Source organism: Lentzea sp. (assembly GCF_035525475.1).
Classification (GTDB): Bacteria; Actinomycetota; Actinomycetes; order Mycobacteriales; family Pseudonocardiaceae; genus Lentzea.
Genome location: NZ_DATLEC010000043.1, coordinates 13,501 through 35,309 on the forward strand (window position 1 = coordinate 13,501; position 21,809 = coordinate 35,309).

16 protein-coding genes are annotated in these 21,809 nt (G+C 70.6%); 4 read left to right on the plus strand and 12 right to left on the minus strand.

What is annotated here, in order from left to right:
* Nucleotides 1-23: 23 nt before the first annotated feature.
* From VM306_RS06775 to ftsZ, 3 genes are all read right to left on the minus strand, one after another.
* Nucleotides 24-722, minus strand: coding sequence for a YggS family pyridoxal phosphate-dependent enzyme (locus tag VM306_RS06775; RefSeq protein ID WP_325512054.1), 699 nt, complete (start codon nucleotides 720-722; stop codon nucleotides 24-26).
* Complete coding sequence (gene pgeF / locus VM306_RS06780; RefSeq protein WP_325512056.1) at nucleotides 719-1,423, minus strand: peptidoglycan editing factor PgeF; 705 nt, start codon at nucleotides 1,421-1,423, stop codon at nucleotides 719-721. Before pgeF ends, VM306_RS06775 begins: the two co-directional genes overlap by 4 nt.
* 150 nt (nucleotides 1,424-1,573) lie before the next feature.
* Complete coding sequence (gene ftsZ, locus VM306_RS06785; protein WP_325512058.1) at nucleotides 1,574-2,878, minus strand: cell division protein FtsZ; 1,305 nt, start codon at nucleotides 2,876-2,878, stop codon at nucleotides 1,574-1,576.
* Between the two features lie 576 nt (nucleotides 2,879-3,454).
* Between ftsZ and VM306_RS06790 the strand changes: the two genes are divergently transcribed.
* Nucleotides 3,455-3,580: a hypothetical protein gene (locus tag VM306_RS06790; RefSeq protein ID WP_325512061.1), complete on the plus strand. Its 126-nt coding sequence runs from the start codon at nucleotides 3,455-3,457 to the stop codon at nucleotides 3,578-3,580.
* A 222-nt stretch (nucleotides 3,581-3,802) separates the two neighbouring features.
* On the plus strand, nucleotides 3,803-4,219 hold the full coding sequence (locus tag VM306_RS06795; protein ID WP_325512063.1) for a hypothetical protein: 417 nt from the start codon (nucleotides 3,803-3,805) through the stop codon (nucleotides 4,217-4,219).
* 1 nt (nucleotide 4,220) lies between these two features.
* Here the strand turns inward: VM306_RS06795 and VM306_RS06800 are convergent, their stop codons facing one another.
* From VM306_RS06800 to VM306_RS06835, 8 genes are all read right to left on the minus strand, one after another.
* Nucleotides 4,221-4,970, minus strand: coding sequence for a cell division protein FtsQ/DivIB (locus VM306_RS06800; RefSeq protein WP_325512065.1), 750 nt, complete (start codon nucleotides 4,968-4,970; stop codon nucleotides 4,221-4,223).
* Nucleotides 4,967-6,304, minus strand: coding sequence for a UDP-N-acetylmuramate--L-alanine ligase (gene murC / locus VM306_RS06805; RefSeq protein WP_414672338.1), 1,338 nt, complete (start codon nucleotides 6,302-6,304; stop codon nucleotides 4,967-4,969). Before murC ends, VM306_RS06800 begins: the two co-directional genes overlap by 4 nt.
* A 41-nt stretch (nucleotides 6,305-6,345) precedes the next feature.
* Nucleotides 6,346-7,473: an undecaprenyldiphospho-muramoylpentapeptide beta-N-acetylglucosaminyltransferase gene (gene murG / locus VM306_RS06810; protein WP_325512190.1), complete on the minus strand. Its 1,128-nt coding sequence runs from the start codon at nucleotides 7,471-7,473 to the stop codon at nucleotides 6,346-6,348.
* 8 nt (nucleotides 7,474-7,481) lie between these two features.
* Entirely contained in the window at nucleotides 7,482-8,948 is a 1,467-nt protein-coding gene (gene ftsW / locus VM306_RS06815; RefSeq protein ID WP_414672336.1) for a putative lipid II flippase FtsW, read from the minus strand.
* A gap of 65 nt (nucleotides 8,949-9,013) precedes the next feature.
* Complete coding sequence (murD, locus tag VM306_RS06820; RefSeq protein WP_325512069.1) at nucleotides 9,014-10,387, minus strand: UDP-N-acetylmuramoyl-L-alanine--D-glutamate ligase; 1,374 nt, start codon at nucleotides 10,385-10,387, stop codon at nucleotides 9,014-9,016.
* 4 nt (nucleotides 10,388-10,391) lie between these two features.
* On the minus strand, nucleotides 10,392-11,477 hold the full coding sequence (gene mraY, locus VM306_RS06825; RefSeq protein WP_325512071.1) for a phospho-N-acetylmuramoyl-pentapeptide-transferase: 1,086 nt from the start codon (nucleotides 11,475-11,477) through the stop codon (nucleotides 10,392-10,394).
* Nucleotides 11,474-12,934: a UDP-N-acetylmuramoyl-tripeptide--D-alanyl-D-alanine ligase gene (locus tag VM306_RS06830; protein WP_325512073.1), complete on the minus strand. Its 1,461-nt coding sequence runs from the start codon at nucleotides 12,932-12,934 to the stop codon at nucleotides 11,474-11,476. The genes mraY and VM306_RS06830 overlap by 4 nt, the downstream gene beginning before the upstream one ends.
* A complete protein-coding gene (locus VM306_RS06835) occupies nucleotides 12,931-14,457 on the minus strand; it encodes a UDP-N-acetylmuramoyl-L-alanyl-D-glutamate--2,6-diaminopimelate ligase (protein ID WP_325512075.1) in 1,527 nt (508 codons plus the stop codon). Before VM306_RS06835 ends, VM306_RS06830 begins: the two co-directional genes overlap by 4 nt.
* A 276-nt stretch (nucleotides 14,458-14,733) precedes the next feature.
* Between VM306_RS06835 and VM306_RS06840 the strand changes: the two genes are divergently transcribed.
* Entirely contained in the window at nucleotides 14,734-15,483 is a 750-nt protein-coding gene (locus VM306_RS06840) for a universal stress protein (protein WP_325512077.1), read from the plus strand.
* 43 nt (nucleotides 15,484-15,526) lie between these two features.
* Nucleotides 15,527-20,566 carry a TIR domain-containing protein gene (locus VM306_RS06845; protein WP_325512079.1) on the plus strand — a complete coding sequence of 1,680 codons (5,040 nt, stop codon included), beginning with the start codon at nucleotides 15,527-15,529 and terminating at the stop codon, nucleotides 20,564-20,566.
* On the opposite strand, the gene VM306_RS06850 is transcribed toward VM306_RS06845, so the two are convergent.
* On the minus strand, nucleotides 20,563-21,747 hold the full coding sequence (locus tag VM306_RS06850) for a putative glycoside hydrolase (protein WP_325512081.1): 1,185 nt from the start codon (nucleotides 21,745-21,747) through the stop codon (nucleotides 20,563-20,565). The genes VM306_RS06845 and VM306_RS06850 overlap by 4 nt on opposite strands.
* Nucleotides 21,748-21,809: the final 62 nt, after the last annotated feature.

Here is a 21,809-nt window from a genome sequence, read left to right on the forward strand (position 1 = left end):
ACGGTCCCGAGGTTCCCGACAACCTAGGGCGAGGTTAGTCGCCGGCTGCCGAGCAACGCCGTTCCGACACGCACACAGGTAGATCCGTGCGATATGGCATCTTCCAGGTCATTGCTCATTCCCGCAGACACACCAGTGGCAGTGGGATGATCATCACGTAGGCCTGATACCACCGAAGCCAACGCCTCAAACGCGTGCGCGGGCTTCATCGTGAGAGGTGCGACAGTCATCGCACCTCGCAGAATAAGACCACCCGAACGAGTGATCGCGCCAGCCAGTTCCGGCACGTCGGCAACGGCACACCCGCCACGCGACGTGTCCCCGTCGATGCTGACCTGCAACAACACGTCCAACGTCTTCCCGCGGGCGAGCGCGGCCTTCGCGAGCGCCTCGGCCAGCCGGACGCTGTCGACCGAGTCGACCTGATCGGCCCACTCGACAACGGATTTCGCTTTGTTCCGCTGCAACCGCCCGACCATGTGCCATCGAGCTTCTTCGAGATGTCTCAATTGGCCGGCCTTCACACCGGCTTCCTGATCCCGGTTTTCCGCGAAGTGCCGCAATCCGAGCTCATAAAGGATCTCCACATCACTCGCGGGCCAGGTTTTCGTCACCGCGAGCAACATCACCTCGCCGCGATCCCGCCCCGCCGCCTCACAAGCCCTGGCGATGCGCTCCTCGACCTCGGCGAGGTTCTCCCTCAGCTCCTCGGCCCGGCTCACGGCTCGACCCACACGACCGAGGCGAGCCGCCCGGTCGGCGCCTCCCGCCGGTGGCTGAACAGGTCCTTCTCCTCGAACGTGCAGCGAGGATCCACACCGATCTTCCCCACACCAGCGCTGGCCAGCTGGTTCCACAACCCGGCCTTCAAATCCAGCGCGGGCGTCCCCCTGCGCGACTTGGAAGCACTGCCAGGCAGGTGCTTCTCCACGTCTTTCTGCATGTCAGCGGGCACCTCGTAGCACTCACCGCAGACGGAGGGCCCGAGCAGAACCTCGATCCGCTCAAGCTCAGCCCCCAGGGCCATCATCGCCTTGAGCGCCTCGACGACAACCCCGACACGCGCACCGACACGCCCAGCGTGCACAGCACCGACAACACCGGCCTCAGCGTCCCCGAGCAACACAGGCACGCAGTCAGCCGTCAACACCACAAGCCCGAGACCAGCCCGTTTCGTCACAACAGCATCAGTGGCCTCAAGCGCCTCGGCCCGCGGCCCGTCCACAGTGGCGACAGTCCGCCCGTGAACCTGCTCCATCCACACCAAACGATCAGGTGTGAGACCGATCCCCTCAGCAAGACGAACCCGGTTGGCCTGAACCGCGGCCAGATCATCCCCAACGTGATCACCGAGGTTGAAGGACGCGTAAGGCCCCTTGGACACGCCACCGGCGCGGGTGGTGACAACACGACGAATGCGCACGACTACACCCTAGTTCGACGAACGGAGGCGGAGCCGAGAGCCACCACCCACGCGATGCGTCCCCCCACAAGGAAGACCCCCTGAGCCCAAACGCTACTCAGGGGGTCCGACAAGATCAGAACCGCAACACAACCCAGCGGCCCAAAACCATCACCGCCGCATGAACGGCGGCACGTCCACCTCGTCATCAGGGTCGTCAGTGACGGGGACAGGCCGAGAAGGCAAGGACCCGTTCTGGGACAAGGACCGAGGCACGGACGGCGCGTACCCGTTCCCCTGCACCGGAGAAGGCTGCGGCGGAACGGAGGTGGGCGGAGCCTGCCGAACCTCGGGCTGAGGCACGGGCGGAGGCGGAGGCGCCTGCACCGGCGGAGTCTGCGCAACCGGCTGCGCAACGGGCTGAGCAGCGGGAACGTGCGACGGCGCTGCCGAGGCGGCGGCGATCGGCCCGGAAGCGGCCCGGGGCGGTGAGGACAACGCCGTCGGCTCCAGCTTCTTGTGCGTGGGCCCACCGCTGTCGAACCCGGCGGCTATCACCGTGACCCTGACCTCGTCGCCGAGGGAGTCGTCGATGACCGTTCCGAAGATGATGTTCGCGTCGGGGTGCGCGGCTTCCTGGACCAGCGAGGCGGACTCGTTGATCTCGAAGAGGCCCAGGTCGGACCCACCTGCGATCGACAGGAGGACGCCGTGCGCACCCTCCATCGAAGCCTCCAGCAACGGCGAGTTGATGGCCTTCTGCGCGGCCTGGACCGCTCTTCCCTCACCGCGGGCGGAGCCGATGCCCATCAACGCCGACCCGGCGCCGGACATGACCGACTTGACGTCGGCGAAGTCCAGGTTGATCAGACCGGGGGTCGTGATCAGGTCGGTGATGCCCTGGACACCGGAGAGCAGCACCTCGTCAGCGGACCGGAACGCGTCCATGAGGCTGACACCGATGTCGCCCAGCTGCAGCAGCCGGTCGTTCGGGATGACGATGAGCGTGTCGCACTCGTTGCGCAGGGCCTGGATGCCGTCCTCGGCCTGCTTGGCGCGGCGCTTGCCCTCGAAGGAGAACGGGCGCGTCACGACGCCGATGGTCAGTGCGCCGAGCTTGCGGGCGATCGAGGCCACCACCGGCGCGCCGCCGGTGCCCGTGCCGCCGCCCTCGCCGGCGGTCACGAAGACCATGTCGGCCCCCTTGAGGACCTCTTCGATCTCCTCGCGGTGGTCTTCGGCGGCCCTGTGCCCGACCTCGGGGTTCGCGCCGGCGCCGAGGCCGCGGGTGAGCTCGCGGCCGATGTCGAGCTTGACGTCGGCATCAGACATCAGCAGGGCCTGCGCGTCGGTGTTCACCGCGATGAACTCGACGCCCTTGAGCCCGACCTCGATCATGCGGTTGACGGCGTTGACACCGCCACCACCGATGCCGACGACCTTGATCACCGCGAGGTAGTTGTGCGGGGGCGTCATCGGATCCGCCTTCCTGATCGTGGTCCGCGCTGGTGCTGGGTGGGATGCACCCGGATTGAAACTCTCAACCTCTCATCGAGATCCAGAGTTATGTCAACCCCGTATGTTCCTGCTGGACGGTAAGCACCGGCGGTGCGTCGGTCCAGCAGCCACGCCGTAGGGTCCCAACACTGTGCGCTACTACTCCCCGGTCGTGCCGTCAAGCAGTACGCACGGCATGGAGCACGGCGCACCCCAAGCCTAGTCGGACGCAGAATGCGGAGATCGTCTCCCCCGTGTCTTCGGCACATCTTTCCCCTTTTCGGGGGCCGCATCGCCGCCGCGGTCAGATCGAGATGAAGATTCTGCTCGCCGGACCGGCCGCGACCGCGACCCGCCACCGCTCGCCGACCACCCGCACCCGCCGGCCGGGCCGAACCGGGACACCACCCTCGCCGATGATCATCCTTTGTGGATCGACCGACGGTAGGGACCACGGCTTGAGTACTTCCTTCGGGTGACAACGATCAAGACGGCTAATGCCCTGCGGAGCAGCCCGATGAACACGGCAGTCGTTCATCAACCAGGAGGCTCGTCTTGGCACCCGCACCCGCGTCCGTGCGTTCGCTCGTCATCGAAGCGATCGTCTTGGAGCTCGTGACCAGCAGGCTCGGCAGTCTGCTCGTGCGAGCCGCGATGGCGCGGCTGAGGCCGAACGGATGACGGGCCGGAAGAGGAATCCCATGTGCTCCCGGCCGAATCCCCGCTCCTCGTACCGGCGCACGCGCCGCTTCCCGACGCCGTCGAGGCCGCCGACGCCGCGGCCGTGACTCGCCTCTGAACCGAAGGAACTCCGTGGAACCTCTTCCACCTGTCCTGATCACAGGACCCGAACCGCCACCTCCACGACGCAGGCCGCCGTGGCTCGCTATCGGCTTCGCACTGGTGGCTCTGACGGCAGGCGGGATCGGGTTCGGGCTGGGCAGAGCCACCGGTCCCGACCTGCTGCGCTCCGCGGGCACGACCTCGACGTCAGCCACACCGCCGACATCGACCTCGTCCTCGCCCGACGTCTTCACGGTCAGCGGGACGATGACGGTGAACGGCCTTTGCGGCTCCGGCGGCTACAGCGACGTCAGGCTCGGCGGCCAGGTCGAGATCGTCAACCAGGACAACGAGGTGCTGGGCGCCGGCACGTTGCAGACCGCCACCGGCGGACTGTGCTCGTTCAAGTTCACCGTCAGCGGCATCCCGGAAGGCGAGCGGCTGTACGGAGCGAAGATCGGCAACGCGAACCGCGGCGTCATCTGGCGCTCCGAGTCCGACGCCAGGTACCAGGGCTTCCACCTGACGCTGGGCTGAGTCAGGAGATCGTGGCCAGGTCCGGCGACGACACGTCGTACGTCGTCCCCGGCCTGGTCAGCAGCACGAGCAGCACGGCAGCCTTGCGCGGCGTGTTCTCGGAGCTGCCCCACTTCACCACGCGGTCGCCGGTCAGCGTCAGCTTCACGTCGGCGCCGGACGTCGCCGCCACCGACAAGACCTCCGGGCGCAGCTTCTCCGGCAGCTCGTTCACCACGCCGACCACGGCCTGGGTGGCCGGGTCCGCTGACGACGGCGCTGCCAGCACCAGCTCGGGCACGCCCGGTGCCGGGGTCGGCAGGATCGCGTAGTCCTTGCCGGTGGCGTCGACCAGGTGGAAGCCGTCGGGCAGCTTCACGGAGCCCACGGGGACGCGTTCGGTGACCAGCAGACGGACCGTGTTCGGCAGTTGGCGTTCGACCTCCACTGCGGCGACACGGGGCAACGCGGCTACACGGTCGTGGATGCCCTGGAGGTCGAGGCGCACCAACGGGGATCCGGAGGCGATGGCCGCGGTTGCACGGATCTCGTCCTCCGGCAGTGCCACGGAGCCACGGACGTCCACCTGGCTGACGCCCAGCAACGGCGTGAAGTACACGCAGTAGGTCAAGCCCACCACTGAGAGCAGTGTCAGCAGTGCGACCAGGCGGCGGCGCAGGATGATCCTGCGCCGCGCCCGGTACTCAGCGCTCTTCGGTCTCCGGTTCGCGGTGCGAACTCGCGTGGACCTGCCGCGAACCGGGGCGCTCATGCCTGCTCTTCGCTCGCCAGCGCGCTGACGATCTCGGGGCCTAGCATCGTCACGTCGCCCGCGCCCATGGTGACCACCAGGTCGCCCTCGCGGACCAGTCCCGCCACCAGAGCCGGCACGCGGTCGAACGACGGCTCGTAGTGCACGGAGGCCGTGACCTGCTCGGCGATCAGGCCGCCGGTCACGCCGGGCTCGGGCTCCTCGCGGGCGCCGTACACGTCCAGCACGACCACCTCGTCCGCCAACGACAACGCCGCGGCGAACTCCGTGGCGAACGTACGGGTGCGTGAGTACAAGTGCGGCTGGAACACCACGACGACGCGACCCGCGCCTGCGACCGGACGGGCGGCACGCACCTGTGCGTCGACCTCGGTCGGGTGGTGTGCGTAGTCGTCGTAGACGGACACGCCACCGGCACGGCCCTTGAACTCGAACCGCCGCCGCACTCCACCGAACGCGGCCAGGCCCTCCAGCATGCCTTCCTGGTCGGCGCCCAGCTCCAAGCCCGCCAGCAGAGCGGCGATGGCGTTCAACGCCATGTGCTCCCCCGGCACGGCAACGCGGACCTCGATGGCGACACCGTCGATCTCCACCGACGCCAGGCCACCGGTCTCCAGCGGCTTGTAGTCGACCAGACGCGCGTCGGACGCAGTGCGCCCGTATTCGCGCACACGGATGCCGCGCGAACGAGCCTCGGCGATCAACCGGGCCGCACCGGGATCGTCCACACAGGACACCAGCACGCCGCCCGGCACGATCCGGTCGAGGAACGAGTCGAACACGGCCGTGTAGGCCTCGACGGTGCCGTGGTGGTCGAGGTGGTCCGCCTCGACGTTCGTCACGACGGCGACCGACGGCGAGAAGAACAGGAACGAGCCGTCGGACTCGTCCGCCTCCGCCACGAACACGCCACCGGTGCCCTGGTGGGCGTTGGCGCCGGACTCGTTCAGGTCACCACCGATCGCGAACGACGGGTCGAGCCGGCAGTGCTGCAACGCGACGGTCAGCATCGACGTGGTCGACGTCTTGCCGTGCGTACCCGCGACACACACGACGCGGTGGTCGTCCATGAGAGCGGCCAGCGCCTCGGCGCGGCGCAGCACCGTGATGCCGCGCTCGCGCGCCGCCGCGTACTCCGGGTTCGACTCCTTGATCGCGGTCGACACCACGACCTCGGTCGGGCCGCCGACGAGCTGGCCGAGGTTCGCCGCGTCGTGCCCGACGGCGATCCGCGCGCCCTGGGCGCGCAGGGCCAGCACGGTCCGCGAGTCCTTGGCGTCCGAGCCGGACACCTGCAGGCCGCGCGCCAGCAGGATCCGGGCGATGCCGCTCATGCCGGCACCACCGATGCCGACGAGGTGAACGCGTTCGAGGCTCACTTCTTGATCACATCCAGCACTGAGCGGGCAAGGATCTCGTCCGCCTCGCGACGGCCGGTGCCGAGCGTGGCGGCGGACATCTGGGCCAGCCGGTTGCGGTCGGCCATCAGCGGCACGACGAGCGACGCGACCTTCTCGGGCGTCAGCTCCGCGTCCGGCACCAGCAGGCCGCCACCGGCCGAGACGACCGGTCCGGCGTTCAGCGCCTGCTCACCGTTGCCGATGGGCAGCGGCACGAACACCGCGGGCAGGCCGACGGCCGACACCTCGGCGACGGTCATCGCACCCGAGCGGCACAGCACGGCGTCCGCGGCGGCGTAGGCGAGGTCCATGCGCTCCAGGTACGGCACCGTCACGTACGGCGGCCGGCCAGGAACCTGTTGCACCGCAACGGTGTTCTTCGGGCCGTACGCGTGCAGCACGCTGACGCCCGCGCGGGCGAACTCGGCGGCCACCGGCGCGACGGCCTCGTTGATCGAACGCGCGCCCTGCGAACCGCCGAACACCAGCAGCACGGGCGCGTGCGGGTCGAGGCCGAAGAACCGGCGGGCCTCGGCGCGCAGCGCGGCGCGGTTCAGCGTCGTGATCGACTGGCGCAACGGGATGCCGATGATCTGCGCGTCGGCCAGGCCCGAGTCCGGCACGGCCGCCGCGACGTGCGCCGCGAACTTGGCGCCGACCTTGTTCGCGAGACCGGCCTTCGCGTTCGCCTCGTGCACCACGATCGGGATGCGGCCACGCGCGGCCAGGTACGCCGGCAGCGCCACGTAGCCGCCGAAGCCGACGACGACGTCCGCGCCGACGCGCTCCAGCACCTCCCGCGTCTGCCGCACGGCGCCGCGCACGTTCAGCGGCAGCTTCAGCAGGTCCAGCGTGGGCTTGCGCGGCATCGGCACCGGCGGGATCAGCTCCAGCGGGTACCCGCGAGCTGGAACGATCTTGCTTTCGAGGCCGCGCTCGGTGCCGAGCGCGACGACGCGCGCGTCCGGTCGCAGCCGCATGACCGCGTCGGCCAGCGCCAGTGCCGGCTCGATGTGGCCGGCGGTGCCACCACCTGCGACCACGACGCACGGACCACTGGGGGCAGGGTGCCCGGTCAAGACTTGCCTCCGGTTTTGGCTCAGGAATTCACTCAGTTGTATCGCCCGCGACCGCGGGTCGACCGGCCTTGCTCTGAACGGCCCTGGTTCACCCGCCGCGTTTCGCGGCGACGGTACTCCGAGGGCGGAGCGGACCGTCCAGCCATACGACGTTCGTCGACCACCGGAAGTTGCTGCGTGCGCCGTCCCGGTGCGCGCGGCGGCGACGTGGGACGGACCGGCTTGCGCTTGGGCGGTGGCCGGTACGCCTCGGGCGCGGGCAGCTTGAGCAGCCCGCCGACCCTGCCGGGACCGAGCGACCGCAGCGCCGCCACGGCGTCGGGCTCGTGCCGCGCGCAGTTCGCGAGGATGCCGAACACGACCATCGTCGTGACGATCGACGTGCCCCCGGAGGAGATCATCGGCAGCGTGATGCCCGTGACGGGCAGCAGCCGCACGACGTAGCCGATGTTGATCGCGGCCTGCGCGACCAGCCACACGGTCAGCGTCGCGGACACGATCCGGATCCACGGGTCGGTGTTGCGGGCGGCCACCCGCAGGCCCACCCACGCGAGCCCGCCGAACAGCACCAGCACCAGCGCGCACCCGATGAACCCGAGCTCCTCGCCGATGACGGCGAAGATGAAGTCCGACTCGACGTTCGGCAGGTACCGCCACTGCGAGCTGCCCCGCGCCAGCCCCTTGCCGAACCAGCCGCCCTCGGCGAGCGCGTACATCGCCTGACGGGCCTGCAGACCAGCGCCCAGCGGGTCGGCGTCCGGGTCGAGGAACGTCGTCACGCGCTTGAGCCGGTACGCGGCGCCGATCGCGAGCACGACCGCGCCGGCCACCGCGCCACCGGCGATCACGCCGAACAACCGCATCGGCGCGCCCACGAACCACAGCAGGCTGATCAGCACCACGCCGAGCGTGATCGTGCCGCCGAGGTCGGGCTGAAGCATGACCAGCGCGAACACCAGCATCGCGACCGGCACGACGGGCACGAGCAGGTGCCGGTACTGCGAGAGCAGGGCCCTCTTGGTGACCAGGACGTGCGCGCCCCACAACGCCAGCGCGAGCTTCACGGCCTCGATCGGCTGGAACGACACCGGCCCGAGCGTGAACCACGACCGGGCGCCACCGCGGACGTCGCCGAGCGGCGTCAGCACCAGCATCAGCAGCACCACGCCGATGCCCATCGCGGCCGTCGAGGCGTGCCGGAGCCGGCGCAACGGGAACCGGAGCATCACCCAGAACAGCACCGCTCCGATGCAGACGTAGATGAGCTGCCGCTGGAACACGCTGTACGCGGACACGCCCGACGCGACCTGTCCCGGCGCCGAGGCGGACAGCACCATCACCAGGCCGAGCACGGTGAGCATGCCGAAGATCGCGAGCAGGAGGTGGAAGTCGGCGAGCGGGCGGCTCAGCCACGCGGTCATGCCGCCGCGCATCGACGACACGCGGCCCGCGGGATGGCCCTTCCGCTTGTTCCTCGACTTGTCGGCGACGACGGTCACCAGATCATCGTCTCCTGTGTCAAGCGCTCGAACGGGGATTCCTGTGGCGTGTCGCGCCCCGAACCCTACCGATCACCCGTCATCTCCGTGACGGCGTCCGCGAACGCCCGCCCGCGGTGGGCGTAGTCGGTGAACATGTCCATCGACGCGGCGGCGGGCGCGAGCAGCACCGCGTCGCCGGGCTGTGCGAGCTCCCGCGCGGCACGGACCACGGCCCGCATCGGCTCCTGGTCGCCGGGCACGTCGACGACGCGCACCGGGACGTCCGGCGCGTGCTTCGCCAAGGCCTCGGCGATGACGGCGCGGTCGGCACCGATCAGCACGGCGCCGCGCAGCCGGTGGGCCTCGGTGCGCACCATGTCCTCGACGGACGCGCCCTTCAGCAATCCGCCCGCGATCCAGACGACGCTGTCGTACGCGCGCAGCGACGCCACCGCGGCGTGCGGGTTCGTCGCCTTCGAGTCGTTGACGTACCGGATGCCGTCGCCGTCCACCGTGACGAGCACGGCGCGGTGTGCTGCCGGTTCGAACGCCTCCAGGCCTTCGCGCACCGCTTCCGACGGCACGCCGTACGCGCGCGCCAAAGCCGTGGCGGCCAACGCGTCCGCGATGCCGGGAGGACCGGCCGGGCGGATCTTCGAGACCTCGACCAGCGGCTCGTCGTCGGCGAACGCCCTGTCGACGAGCCAGCCGTCGCGCACACCGAGCTGGCCGTCCTGCGGCTCCTGCAGCGTGAACCCGACCTGGTCACGGGCGGGCGAGGCCTCCAGCAGGTCGGCGACCAGGTCGTCGTCGAGCCAGCCGATCGCCACCTCGCCGGTGAGGATCCGCGCCTTGGCCTTCGCGTAGGCGTCCATGCCGCCGTGCCAGTCGAGGTGGTCCTCGGCGAGGTTGAGCAGCGCACCCGCCTGCGGCCGCACCGACGGCGCCCAGTGCAGCTGGAAGCTCGACAGCTCCACGGCGAGCACCCGGCGGCCGGCCAGCAGCGCGTCCACGACGGGCAGACCGACGTTGCCGCACGCCACGGCGTCCGCGCCGGCGGCGTGCAGGATCGACTCCAGCATGCCGACCGTCGTGGTCTTGCCGTTCGTACCCGTCACCGCGAGCCACACCGGCGGGTCGGCCAGCTCCGACGCCATCCGCCAGGCCAGCTCGACCTCGCCGATCACCTCGACGCCCGCCGACGCCGCGGCCGCGAGCAGCGGACTCGACGGCTGCCAGCCGGGGCTCGTGACCACCAGCGACGTGCCGGCGGGCGGCTCGGTCAGTCCCGGGACCAGTTCGACGCCCTCGAGCAGCGTCTCCAGTGCCGCCAGCCGTTCCGGCGACGAGTCCGTCACCACGACCTCGGCGCCCGCCGCGAGCAACGCCTCCGCGGCGGACCGGCCGGTCACACCGGCACCGGCGACCAGGACCTTCGAACCAGCCAGCTTGGTCATGACCCTAGAACCCGCCTGTCAGCCACTCGCTGTAGAAGACGCCGAGCCCGAACATGCAGCAGATGCCGCCCATCAGCCAGAACCGGATGATGACCGTGGTTTCCGCCCAGCCCGCGAGCTCGAAGTGGTGGTGGAACGGCGCCATGCGGAACAGGCGCCGTCGTGAGGTGCGGAAGACCGCGACCTGCAGCGCCACCGACAGGGCCTCGACCACGAACAGACCGCCGATGACGATCATCAGCAGCTCGGTGCGGGTCGCGATCGCGAGACCGGCGACGAGACCGCCGAGCGCGAGGGACCCGGTGTCACCCATGAAGATCTTGGCGGGAGCCGCGTTCCACCAGAGGAAGCCGATGCAGCCCGCCATCGCGGCCGCGGCGATCACCGCGAGGTCCAGCGGGTCGCGCACGTCGTAGCAGCCCGCCACCGCGAAGCTGGAGCAGTTGTAGCGGAACTGCCAGAACGAGATCACCACGTACGTGCCGAACACCATCGCCGACGAGCCGCCGGCGAGACCGTCGAGGCCGTCGGTCAGGTTCACGGCGTTCGACCATGCGGCGACCATGCCGTAGCAGAAGACGATGAACCCGACGACGCCGAACGAGACCACGCTGATGTCGCGGACGAACGACAGGTTGACCGACGCGGGCGTCAGGCCGTCCTTGTTCGGGAACTGCAGCACCAGGATCGCGAACGTGATCGTCGCGATGAACTGGCCCACCAGCTTCGCCGTCTTGTTCAGGCCCAGGTTGCGGGCCTTGCGGATCTTGATGAAGTCGTCGAGGAAGCCGACGAGCCCCAGCGAGGTCGTCAGCATGAGCACGAGCAGGCCGGACGCCGACGGGGTCTGCCCGGACGCCGAGGCCGACATCGAGTTCACGAGGTGCGTTCCGAGGTAGCCGGCCCACATGGCGACCAGGATGGCGAGGCCACCCATGGTCGGCGTGCCGCGCTTGGTCTTGTGGTGCTGCGGACCGTCCTCGCGGATCTCCTGGCCGAAACCCTGGCGGGAGAAGATCTTGATCAGGTAGGGCGTCAGCAGGATCGACACTGCCAGTGCGATCGCTGCGGCGATCAGGATGCTCTTCACTTGGTTCCTGCCTCCAGCAGGGCCTCGGCGATGCGCCACAGGCGGTAGGCGTTGGATGCCTTGACCAGCACTACGTCACCGGGCCGGACTTCCCCCAGCAGCAGCGATGTCGCCGCGTCCGCGTCCGGCACCAGGACCGATTCGTCTCCCCAAGATCCTTCCAGGTGCGCACCCTGGTGCATCGCGCGGGCCGCGTCACCGACGACGACCAGCTTGCTGATGTCCAGGCGCACCGCGAGGCGCCCGATCTCGTCGTGCTCGCGCACCGCGTCGTCGCCCATCTCCGCCATCGGGCCGAGGACGGCCCAGCTGCGGCGGGCAGGGGTGGTGGCGCGCGAGATCGTCGCGAGCGCCTTCAGCGCCGCCCGCACCGAGTCGGGGTTCGCGTTGTAGGCGTCGTCGATCACCGTCACGCCGTCCGCCCGGTCGGTGATGACCATGCGGTGCGCGGACACCCTCCGCGCGCTGCCGAGCCGCTCGGCGACCTCGGCGGGCGTGGCGCCCAGCTCGAGTGCGATGGCGGCGGCGACGAGCGCGTTGTTCACGTGGTGCGAGCCGTTCAGCGCGAGCTCGACCCGTGCGTCGCCCCGCGCGGTCTTCAGCGTGAAGCTCGCGCGGGCCTGGTCGTCGAGCTCGATGTCGGTGGCGCGGACGTCGGCGTCCGGGTGCTCGCCGACGAGCACGACCTTGGCCTTCGTGCGGCTCGCCATGCCCGCGACCAGCGGGTCGTCGGCGTTGAGGATGGCGACGCCGTCCTCCGGCAGCGACTCGACCAGCTCGCCCTTGCCCTGCGCGATGCCCTCGCGGGAGCCGAACTCACCGAGGTGGGCGGTGCCGACGTTCAGCACGGCGCCGAACTTCGGCGGGGCGATCTCGCAGAGGTGCGCGATGTGGCCGATGCCGCGCGCGGACAGCTCCAGCACCAGGAACCGGGTGTCCTCGGTGGACCGCAGCGCGGTCCACGGGTGGCCCAGCTCGTTGTTGAACGACTCCGGCGGCGCGACGACCTCGCCGACGGGCCGCAGCACCTGGGCGATGAGGTCCTTCGTGGACGTCTTGCCCGCCGAGCCGGTGATGCCGATGGTGGTGAGGTCCGCGAGCCGGTCGGTGACGTGCCGGGCGAGCTTGGCCAGCGCCTCGAGCACCGCGGCGCCCTCGCCGCTCCTGTCGCCCGCGAGCACGTAGGCGCCCGCGTGCCTGGCCGGCACCGGCGGCGCGATCACCGCCGGGGCGTCGACCTCGCGGCCCGCCAGCACACCGGCCGCGCCGGACGCGATGGCCCGGGCGGCGAAGTCGTGGCCGTCCACGCGCTCACCGGGCAGCGCCAGGAAGAGGCCGCCGGCGGTGACCTCGCGGGTGTCGAACTCGACGGTGCCGGTGACCACCGGGGAGCCATCGGTTGCGTGCAACCGTCCGCCGACGATCTCCGCGATCTCGGCGAGCGTGAGTGCGATCAACGGTGAGCCCTCCTGATCGCGGCGGTCAGCGTCTCGACGTCCGAGAACGGCTGGACCACGCCGGCGATCTCCTGTCCCGTCTCGTGTCCCTTGCCCGCCACGACGACCACATCGCCCGGACGTGCGAGCTCGACGGCCTTGTCGATCGCGAGCCTCCGGTCGCCGATCTCGAGCACCTCGCCCCGGTTCTCGGCGGCGAGGGCCCCTTCGAGCATGGCGGCCCGAATGGAGGACGCGTCCTCGCTCCGCGGGTTGTCATCGGTGATGATCAACACGTCGGCCCGGCTCGCCGCGGCCTCGCCCATCAGCGGGCGCTTGGCGCGGTCGCGGTCGCCGCCGCAGCCCAGCACGACGATCACCTGGCCGTCGGTCTTGGCGCGCACGGCGTCCAGCGCGAGCGCGACGGCGGCGGGCTTGTGCGAGTAGTCGACGACGGCGGTGAAGTCCTGGCCCTCGTCGACGCGCTGCATGCGGCCGGGCACCTGGACGGTGCTCAGGCCCTCCGCGATGGCGGCCGCCGGGATTCCCTCTGCGTGCAGGCAGGCGATGGCGAGCAACGCGTTGGCGACGTTGAAGCTGCCCGCGAGCGGCAGGTGGATATCGATGTCGCCGTCGGGGCCGTGCGCGGTGAACGTCTGCTCCCCGGTCGGGCTCACCTCGACCTCACCGGCGGTCCAGTCGGCGGGCTTGGTCGTGGCGACGGTGGTCGTGGTGTCCTTGACCAGCCTGGGTCCCCACTCGCCGTCGACGCAGACGACCTCCCTGCGCGCGCGGCCGTCGAACAGCTGCGCCTTGACCTGGAAGTACTCCTCCATGTCGGCGTGGAAGTCGAGGTGGTCCTGGCTGAGGTTCGTGAACGCGCCGATCTCGAACTCGGTGGCGGCGACGCGGCCCATGTGCAGCGCGTGGCTCGACACCTCCATCGCCACGTCGGTGACGCCGCGCTCGGCCATCACCGCGAACAGCGCCTGCAGGTCGGGCGCCTCCGGCGTGGTGTGCGAGCTGTCGAGCTGCTCGTCGCCGATGCGCGTGCCGACCGTGCCGATCAGGCCGGTGTTCCTCCCGGCGGCGCGCAGGACGGACTCGATCATGTACGTGGTGGTGGTCTTGCCGGACGTGCCGGTGACACCCCACAGCCTGACCTTGGCCGACGGCTGTCCGTAGACGTGCGCGGCGAGCAGTCCCACGACCTCGCGAGGACGCGGGTGGATCAGCACGGGCACGTCCTTGAGCGCCTCCCGTGCCGCGCCGGCCTCGTCCGTGAGCACGGCGACGGCACCGTTGGCCAACGCCGTCTCGGCGAAGTCGGCACCGTGCGCACGCGCGCCGGGCAGCGCGGCGTAGAGATCGCCGGGGACCACGTGCTGTGCACGCAGCGTCACCCCCGTCACCTGGACGTCGGCATGTGCTGGCCTGGTCAGGTGCACGTCGGCGACCGCGGCGAGAGCGGCCACGGAGGCAGGGCGGATGGTGTTGGGGCGGGGCGGGGCGGTCGCGACCTTGCCCTCGAGCTTGGCAGGCACGGGCAAGAGGCTACCGGCGTGCGGACAGCGGTCGACCGGCGCGTTGGCGTTCGAGTGATGATCAGCCGCGATGGGCCGTTCGAGTGGGCGTTTCCGCTGGTCCGTCCCAGCGAGCCCGTCCGGCCGCACAAGTTCCTGCCGGGTTGGTGACTTCCGGCCCTGTGACCACGGGAGCACGCACGGTGAGGTGGAGGGCGGCAGGAGGCGGTAATGAGGACAACCACGGCGGTGGAACCCAGGAGGTTCTCCTTCTGGGCCCCCGATTTCAGTCGTTCCGTGACGGTCGGAGTGGACACCTCCGAACCGGCGTACCACGCGTTCGAATGGGCGGCGCGCCACGCGTGGTCGCTGAGGACGGACCTCCAGGTGTTCCTGTCGGACCCCGGCGACACCACGGTCCAGCGGGTCCTGGAGCGGCTCCCGATGCTCACGGCGCACTTCCGCCAGAGCGGGGACGACCCGGTGGCCGCACTGGTGAGGGCGTCGGACTCCAGCGCGACCTTGGTCCTGGGGTGCAGAGGAGAACAGCACCCCGGCCTGGGGCTGGGCTCCCTCGTCCTCCCGGTGTTGCGCCGCGCGCGGTGCGGGGTCGTGGTCGTGCGCGGACGGCCCCCGGCCATCCGCGGCGAGTACGGCTGGGTCACCGCGGCCGTCGGCGGGTGCGAGGACCCGGTCGTGCTGCGACGCGCGGTCGAGCTCTGCCGCACCCGCCGGGCGTCCCTCCGCCTGCTGCACGTCCACCCGCCGGCCCAGAACGGCACGTCCGCGCCCCGCGACGAGGCCGCGGTCCGCCGGGCTGCCGGATTCCTGCGCACGACGGCTCCCGAGCTGACGCCGGAGGCGGTCGTGGAGTCGCGGCATCCGCACGAGGCGTTGGCCTCCCTGGACTCCGACGTGGTCGTGGTGGGGCGGGGCGGGCAGCACGACGGGGTCGGGTTGATCACGCGTGCGGCGCTCTACCACGCGTCCTGCCCGGTGCTCGTCGCGAGGCCCGAGCCGATGCATGACGACCGGGTGACGCCGTAGCAAAGGGTCGTTCGGACGCGGACGAGATCTCTAGCATGGGCTGATGCCGCCTGCCGCTGCCGCGACGACTCTCCGAGGGGCCCTGCTCACCCTCGGCCAGGGCGAGGACGAGCGGCTGGAGCGGGTGGACCGGCGGCTGGGCGACGTCCTGACCGGTACCGACCCGTCCAGGTCGATGCACGGCGTCTTCGGCTGGCTCGACCCCGGGGGCTCCGTGCCGGAAGACGTCGCGCTGATGCGGCGGCGCGCCGTCGGCGAACTGGCGGCGGCTCCCCGCGGCCGGACCCGGATCGAGCTCGTCTCCGCGGTGCACACCGCGACGCTCGCGCTGACGTTCTTCCACCGCGTCAACGCCGTCCTCACCCGCGAACCCGAGCTCCGCCCTCCCGCCGCGCGCGACTGGCACCAGGAAGACCACTCGTTCGTCTCCTACCTCTACGGGGACGACGTGCCGCTGCCGTCCGCCACGCAGGCCTTCGAGGCGCACCTCACCGGAATCGCGAGGTGGGTGGCCGACCGCGCGGAACGCGTCCACCGGGCGCTGCACCGGGCGAACCCCTCCAGCGGCACCGAGGCGTTGCTGGAGCACGAGTTCGCCCACCTGACGACGCTGGAGTACGCGTCGGCGTTCTCGGCCCTGTCGAGAGAGGTGCCGGAGCTCGCGGTCTGGGCGAACGCCGTGGACGCCGACAACGGTGACAGGGCGCGCGAATGGTTGTCGTCGACGTGGAACCGGACCTCGGCCGACACCCCGCTGCACCGGTTGACCAGCGCCAACCTGGCGGTGCTGCACCAGCCCCTTGCCGGTGAGCCCCACCTTCCCGGCATCGACCGGCTGTACGTCAGCCCGGACTTCCGGCCGGCCGAGGCCGGGCCGTCGGCGCGGCTGACCGACGGCAACTGGTGGGCGGCGGAGACGACGGTGCGGCGGGACCTCACCCTGACGCTCGCCGGTCACCTCAGCAGCCCGCAGGCGGCCAGGGCGCCGATGCTGGTGATCGGCGACGCCGGCGCGGGCAAGTCGGCCACCACCAGGATGCTGGCGGCCGTGCCGCTCACCGGCGAGCTCGCCGTCGTGCGCGTGCCGCTGGGACAGGCGGACCCGCGCCTGTCCGTCGCCGACCAGGTCGAACAAGCCCTGCGCTACCTCACGAGCGACCGCGTCACCTGGGACGACCTCGCCGGCCACGAGACCCTCGTCCTGCTCGACGGCCTGGACGAGCTGCTGGCCGCCGATCCCAACATCCACTACCTGTCCGAGGTCGTCCGGTTCCAGCAGACCGAGGCCGCGCGCGACCGCCCGGTGGCCGTCGTGGTCACCTCGCGGACGTCGTCGGTGGGCAAGGTGCTCATCCCGGACGGCGTCCCGGTGGTGCGGCTGGAACCGTTCGACGAGGCGCAGACCCGCGCCTGGGTCGGTCAGTGGAACCAGGCCACGGCCGACACCCCGCGCCGGGAGCTGCGGCTGGAGACCGTGCTCGCCCACGAGTCGCTGGCGCACCAGCCGCTGCTGCTGTTCCTCATGGCCAGGTACCTCACCGACCCGTCCGTCCCGGAGCCGCCCGCCGATCTCTCCACGAGCGCGCTCCTGGAGCGGTTGAACGACCTCCGCGCGCAGCGGCTGGGCATGGAGCCGCAGGCACTCGCCGTGGCGGCGCTGGGCATGTTCAACCGCGGCCGGGAATGGCTCTCCGAGGCCGAGTTCCACGCCGACCTCACCGCGCTCAACCACCGGATCCCGCAGGCGTGGGGGCATCCGCTGCGCTCCGGGCCGTTGACGGACTACCAGATCGCGTCGTTCCTGCTCGAGGTGCTGACCGAACCGGCGGACGAGCTGCTGTTCGCGCTCCTGTCGCACCGGCCGCTCTGGGGACGCCCGCCGGTCCAGGCGATGCTGACGAGGCTGGCCGGTGACATGACGCCGGCGCGGCGGCGGGGGCTGGCGCACACCGTGGACAGGATGATCCACGGCCTCGGCCGGCTGCGCGGCGCCGGCCGGTACGTGGCGTACCTGCCCGTCACGCCGGACCAGGACGCCGTGGTCTTCTACACCACCAACCTGACCCTGCTGAAGGAGAGCGTCAGCCCCGGCGGCGCCGGGCCCGGCGACGATCCGCCGGCCACCGGTGTCGAGTTCGTCCACCGGTCGCTGGCCCTCGGCGACAAGCCGATCGGGCAGGTCACCTGGTCCTCCGACGGGCGGCTGCTGACCACCGTCTCCGGCGGCCGGATGTCGTTCTGGGACATCGCCGGGAACGGCCGGGCCGTCGCGTCCCACCCGCGCGTCTCGGACGTCGCCTGGCACCCGGCGCGACCGCTGGCCGCGATCGTGCGCAGGAAGGACGGGTCGGGCGAGACCGACACCCACGACGTCGTGCTCATCGGGTTCGACGGGCAGGAGGAACGCCACCTGCTCCCGGCGCGGCGCGGCAGCCGGATCAGCTGGTCGCCGGACGGGAGCGCGCTGGCGCTCATCGACCCGGTCGAGCTGAGGATCGTCGACGCCGCCTCCGGCCGGACGCGGGAGGTGTCCCGGCTGCGCGAGTTCCCCCAGCAGCCGAACCTCTACGTCCCCAAGCCCCGGTGGACGCGCGACGGGCGCCACGTCCTGGCCGTGCACCGGCGCGAGGTGCGCATGGTCGGCGCGGCCGACCTGACCACCGCCTGGGCCGCGTACCTGGCCGGGGACACGGTGGAGACGTTCGTCGACAGGACGTGCGCGATCGCGGTCGTCTCGTTCCCCGGCGACGCCGGCATCCGGATCCACGACCTCCCCTCCGGCAAGGCGATCGCGCTGCTGCAGGAGCACACGGCGCCGGTCGTCTGCGCCCGGTTCTCGCCGGAGGGCGAGTTCCTGGCCTCCATGTCGACGGACAACACGGTCCGGATCTGGCGGTGCCGCGACTGGCAGTGCGTCGCCACCCTGGAGCGGGAGGTCGTCGAACGGCGCGGCGGCCTCGCCTTCCACCCGACCGAGCCGCTGCTGGCGATCAAGGACGGCGGCGGCGTCGACGTCGTCCGCCTCGACCACCGGGTGCTGAACGGCATCGGCCCCGCCGGCACCGCGCGGCGCTACGCCAACGCGAAGGTCGTGCTCGTCGGCGACACCGGTGTCGGCAAGTCCGGCCTCGGCCTGGTGCTGAGCGGTCAGCCGTTCGCTCCGACCGAGTCGACGCACGGCCGCAACGTGTGGACCTTCGAGAAGTCCTACGCCACGCAGGCCTCCGGTGAGGTGCAGACGCGCGAGACGTTGCTCTGGGACCTCGCGGGCCAGCCGGGCTACCGGATGGTGCACCAGCTGCACCTCAACGAGGTGGCCGTGGCCCTGGTCGTCTTCGACGCGCGCAGCGAGACCGACCCGTTCGCCGGCGTGCAGTACTGGAGCCGGGCGCTGACGCAGGCACGACGGCTCGACGGGTCGGCCGCCCTCCCGATGCGCGTCCTGCTCGTCGCCGCGAGGGCCGACCGCGGCACCGCGGCCGTGAGCCAGGACCGGATCCGGGAGACGATGCAGGCGTTCGGGTTCGAGGGGTACGTCGAGACCAGCGCCAAGGAGGGGTGGGGCGTCGACGACCTCGTCCGCGCCGTCCGCGACGGCATCGACTGGGACGCGCTGCCGGTGGTCAGCTCGAACGAGCTGTTCGAGGCGATCAAGGACTTCGTCGTGGAGGAGAAGCAGCAGGGCCGCATCCTGTCCACGGTCGACGACCTGATGCGCAGCTTCCGCCGCACCCAGCGGGAGGCGCCGCCCCTCGACGAGCTGGCGGACAGGTTCAGCGCGTGCATCGGGCAGCTGGAGAGCGTCGGCGTGGTGCGGCGCATGTCGTACGGCGACTACGTGCTGCTACGTCCGGAACTGCTCGACTCCTACGCCTCGTCGTTGGTGCAGGCGGCCAAGGACGAGCCCGACGGCCTGGGGTTCGTCAAGGAGGACGACGCGCTCGCGGGGAACTTCCGGATCCCCCAGGACGAACGCCTGACCGACCCGCAGCAGGAGCGGATCCTGCTCAACGCCGTCGTGCAGGAGCTGCTGCGCCGCGAGATCGCGTTGAAGGAGGTCACCGACCGCGAGGTGGACCTGATCTTCCCGTCGCAGTTCACCAGGGAACGCCCGGACGCCCCGCGGCTGCCGGGCCAGGACGTGGTGTTCACGTTCGACGGCCACCTGTACTCGATCTACTCCACCCTCGCGGTGCGGCTGTCGCACTCCCGGTTCTTCGAGAAGCACGAGATGTGGCACAACTCCGCCACGTACAAGGCGGACGCGGGCCTGATGTGCGGCATCGCGATCCGCGAGGTGGAGGAGGGCAAGGGCGAGCTGGCGCTGTTCTTCGACGAGCACGTGGAACCGCTGGTGCGCAAGCAGTTCGAGGCCTACGCCGTGGAGCACCTGGAACTGCGCGCCGGCGACGTGATGACGCGCCGGGTGCGCCGGTGCGGGCTCTGCCGCTACACGATCCCCGAGGACCTCGTGCGGGGCAGGATCGGCCGCGGCAAGACGAAGATGACGTGCCCGCAGTGCGACGACTTCGTCATCACGCTCACCGACGGGCCGGACGTGGTCGGCGACGTCCGGCCGGTCGTCGCGGAGATGAACTCCAACGCCAACGCGCAGCGCGACCAGGACGTCGCGGCGACCACCCTGCGGGGCAAACGGGAAGCCGGCGACTTCGACGTCTTCCTGTGCCACAACGTCCTGGACAAGCCGCAGGTGCTCGAGATCGTCACCGAGCTCGAGGCCCGCGGCATCCTGCCGTGGCTCGACATCCGCGACATCCAGCCCGGCTCGCGGTGGCAGCGGGAGATGGCGAGGGGCATCGAGATGAGCCGGTCCGCGGCCGTGCTCATCGGCCCCTCCGGACCCGGCCCGTGGCACGAGGCCGAGATGGAGCTCATCAACGACTGGTCCGCGCGCAACCGGGGCCGCCGGGTCATCCCGGTGATCCTCGAGGGCACCCAGGAGGATCCCGACCTGCCCGGTTTCCTGCGGGTGTGGTCGACCGTCGACATGCGGACGGCCGACCCGGACCCGATCGAGCAGCTGATCTGGGGCATCACCGGCCAGCACCCCCGCTGGGCCTAGCAGGCCTTCCGCAAGACGCTTCCGGTCGTGCCCGGCAGCGCCACGAAGCTGACCGCGGCGCCGCGTTCGTTCGTGTACGTGCCGGGAAGCCGCACGGTCTGCGGCGCGCTCCCGGTCCTGTTCGCGTTGACGATCACGATGGCGCACTGGAAGGACCGCTGGAACACGTTGGGTGCCACGGCGCTGTACGGGCCGAGGGGTTCGCCGAGCTTCCAGTCGTACTCGGCGCGCCACGGTGAGGCGTTGTCGTAGCGGTCGGTCTCCTCGATCTCGGAGATCGCGGCCTTGCCGCCGGCGGCGAGCAGGTAGCTCGCGAAGGCGTAGCGGAACGGCTGCTCGGCGCCGCTGTGGTGCGGCTGGACCCAGGTGATCTTGCCCTTGGCCTCGTTCGCGGTGATCTCGGCCAGCTGGCGGCTCCAGCCCTCCGGGTACTCGGACAGGAGGTCGCCGTCGCCGAAGGTCAGCCACCACTCGTCGAAGCCGCCGTCGAGGTGCTCGGCGTAGCTGTCCCAGGCGCCCTCGTGCAGGCGGGCGTTGGACATGTTCGCGACGGTCTTGAGGCCCGCGTCCACGAACTTCTGCCGCGTGCCGGCGAGCATCGAGCGGTAGGCCTCGCGCATCGCGGAGTCGGTCCGGTACGCGGCCGGGCAGACGCCGTCGTGGTAGGTGTCGCAGGCGAAGAGCGCGTTGTCCATGAACACGCCGTCGAAGGCCTTGCTCGACGCGATCACGTTGTCGGCCCACGCGTTCTGGTAGGCGGGGTTGCCGACGTCCATCTGCCAGTGGCCCGCGTAGCCGTCGTACTCGAGGCGCCGGCCGTTCGGGTCGGTGAGGAACCACGAGGGATCGGCCGCGCAGTAACCGACTCCGGTCGGGAGGTCGGAATCGTCGGCGCCGTCCGAACAGGCATAGCTGCGCGTCGAGGAAAGATCTTTGTAGACGAAGGTCTGGATCTTCGGATTCGCCGCCTTCAGCTTGGCGGCGAGATCGGACTCCCATGCGTTCAAAACGACGTACGAACGCCTTTGCGCCTCGACTTCGATCATTTCACCGGAAACGGGCGAGCTGTTCATGTGCAGCCAGTACGACTTCGTGATCGACACTTCTTCCTGGATCTGAGCAGCGGGAACAGAGGTCACCGCCAGCAGTCCCGCCATCACGGCACGTCCGATCGAAAGCACGCGGAACCCCATCTCGTTCAACACTCCGATTTCGGGGCATTGAACGTGACGGGTTACGAATG

Bases quoted from the DNA above. Each gene is read 5' to 3' on its own strand.
- VM306_RS06845 (WP_325512079.1), top strand. From the start codon at position 15,527: ATGCCGCCTGCCGCTGCCGCGACGACTCTCCGAGGGGCCCTGCTCACC.
- murD (WP_325512069.1), bottom strand. From the start codon at position 10,387: ATGACCAAGCTGGCTGGTTCGAAGGTCCTGGTCGCCGGTGCCGGTGTG.
- VM306_RS06800 (WP_325512065.1), bottom strand. From the start codon at position 4,970: ATGAGCGCCCCGGTTCGCGGCAGGTCCACGCGAGTTCGCACCGCGAAC.
- murC (WP_414672338.1), bottom strand. From the start codon at position 6,304: ATGAGCGGCATCGCCCGGATCCTGCTGGCGCGCGGCCTGCAGGTGTCC.
- ftsZ (WP_325512058.1), bottom strand. From the start codon at position 2,878: ATGACGCCCCCGCACAACTACCTCGCGGTGATCAAGGTCGTCGGCATC.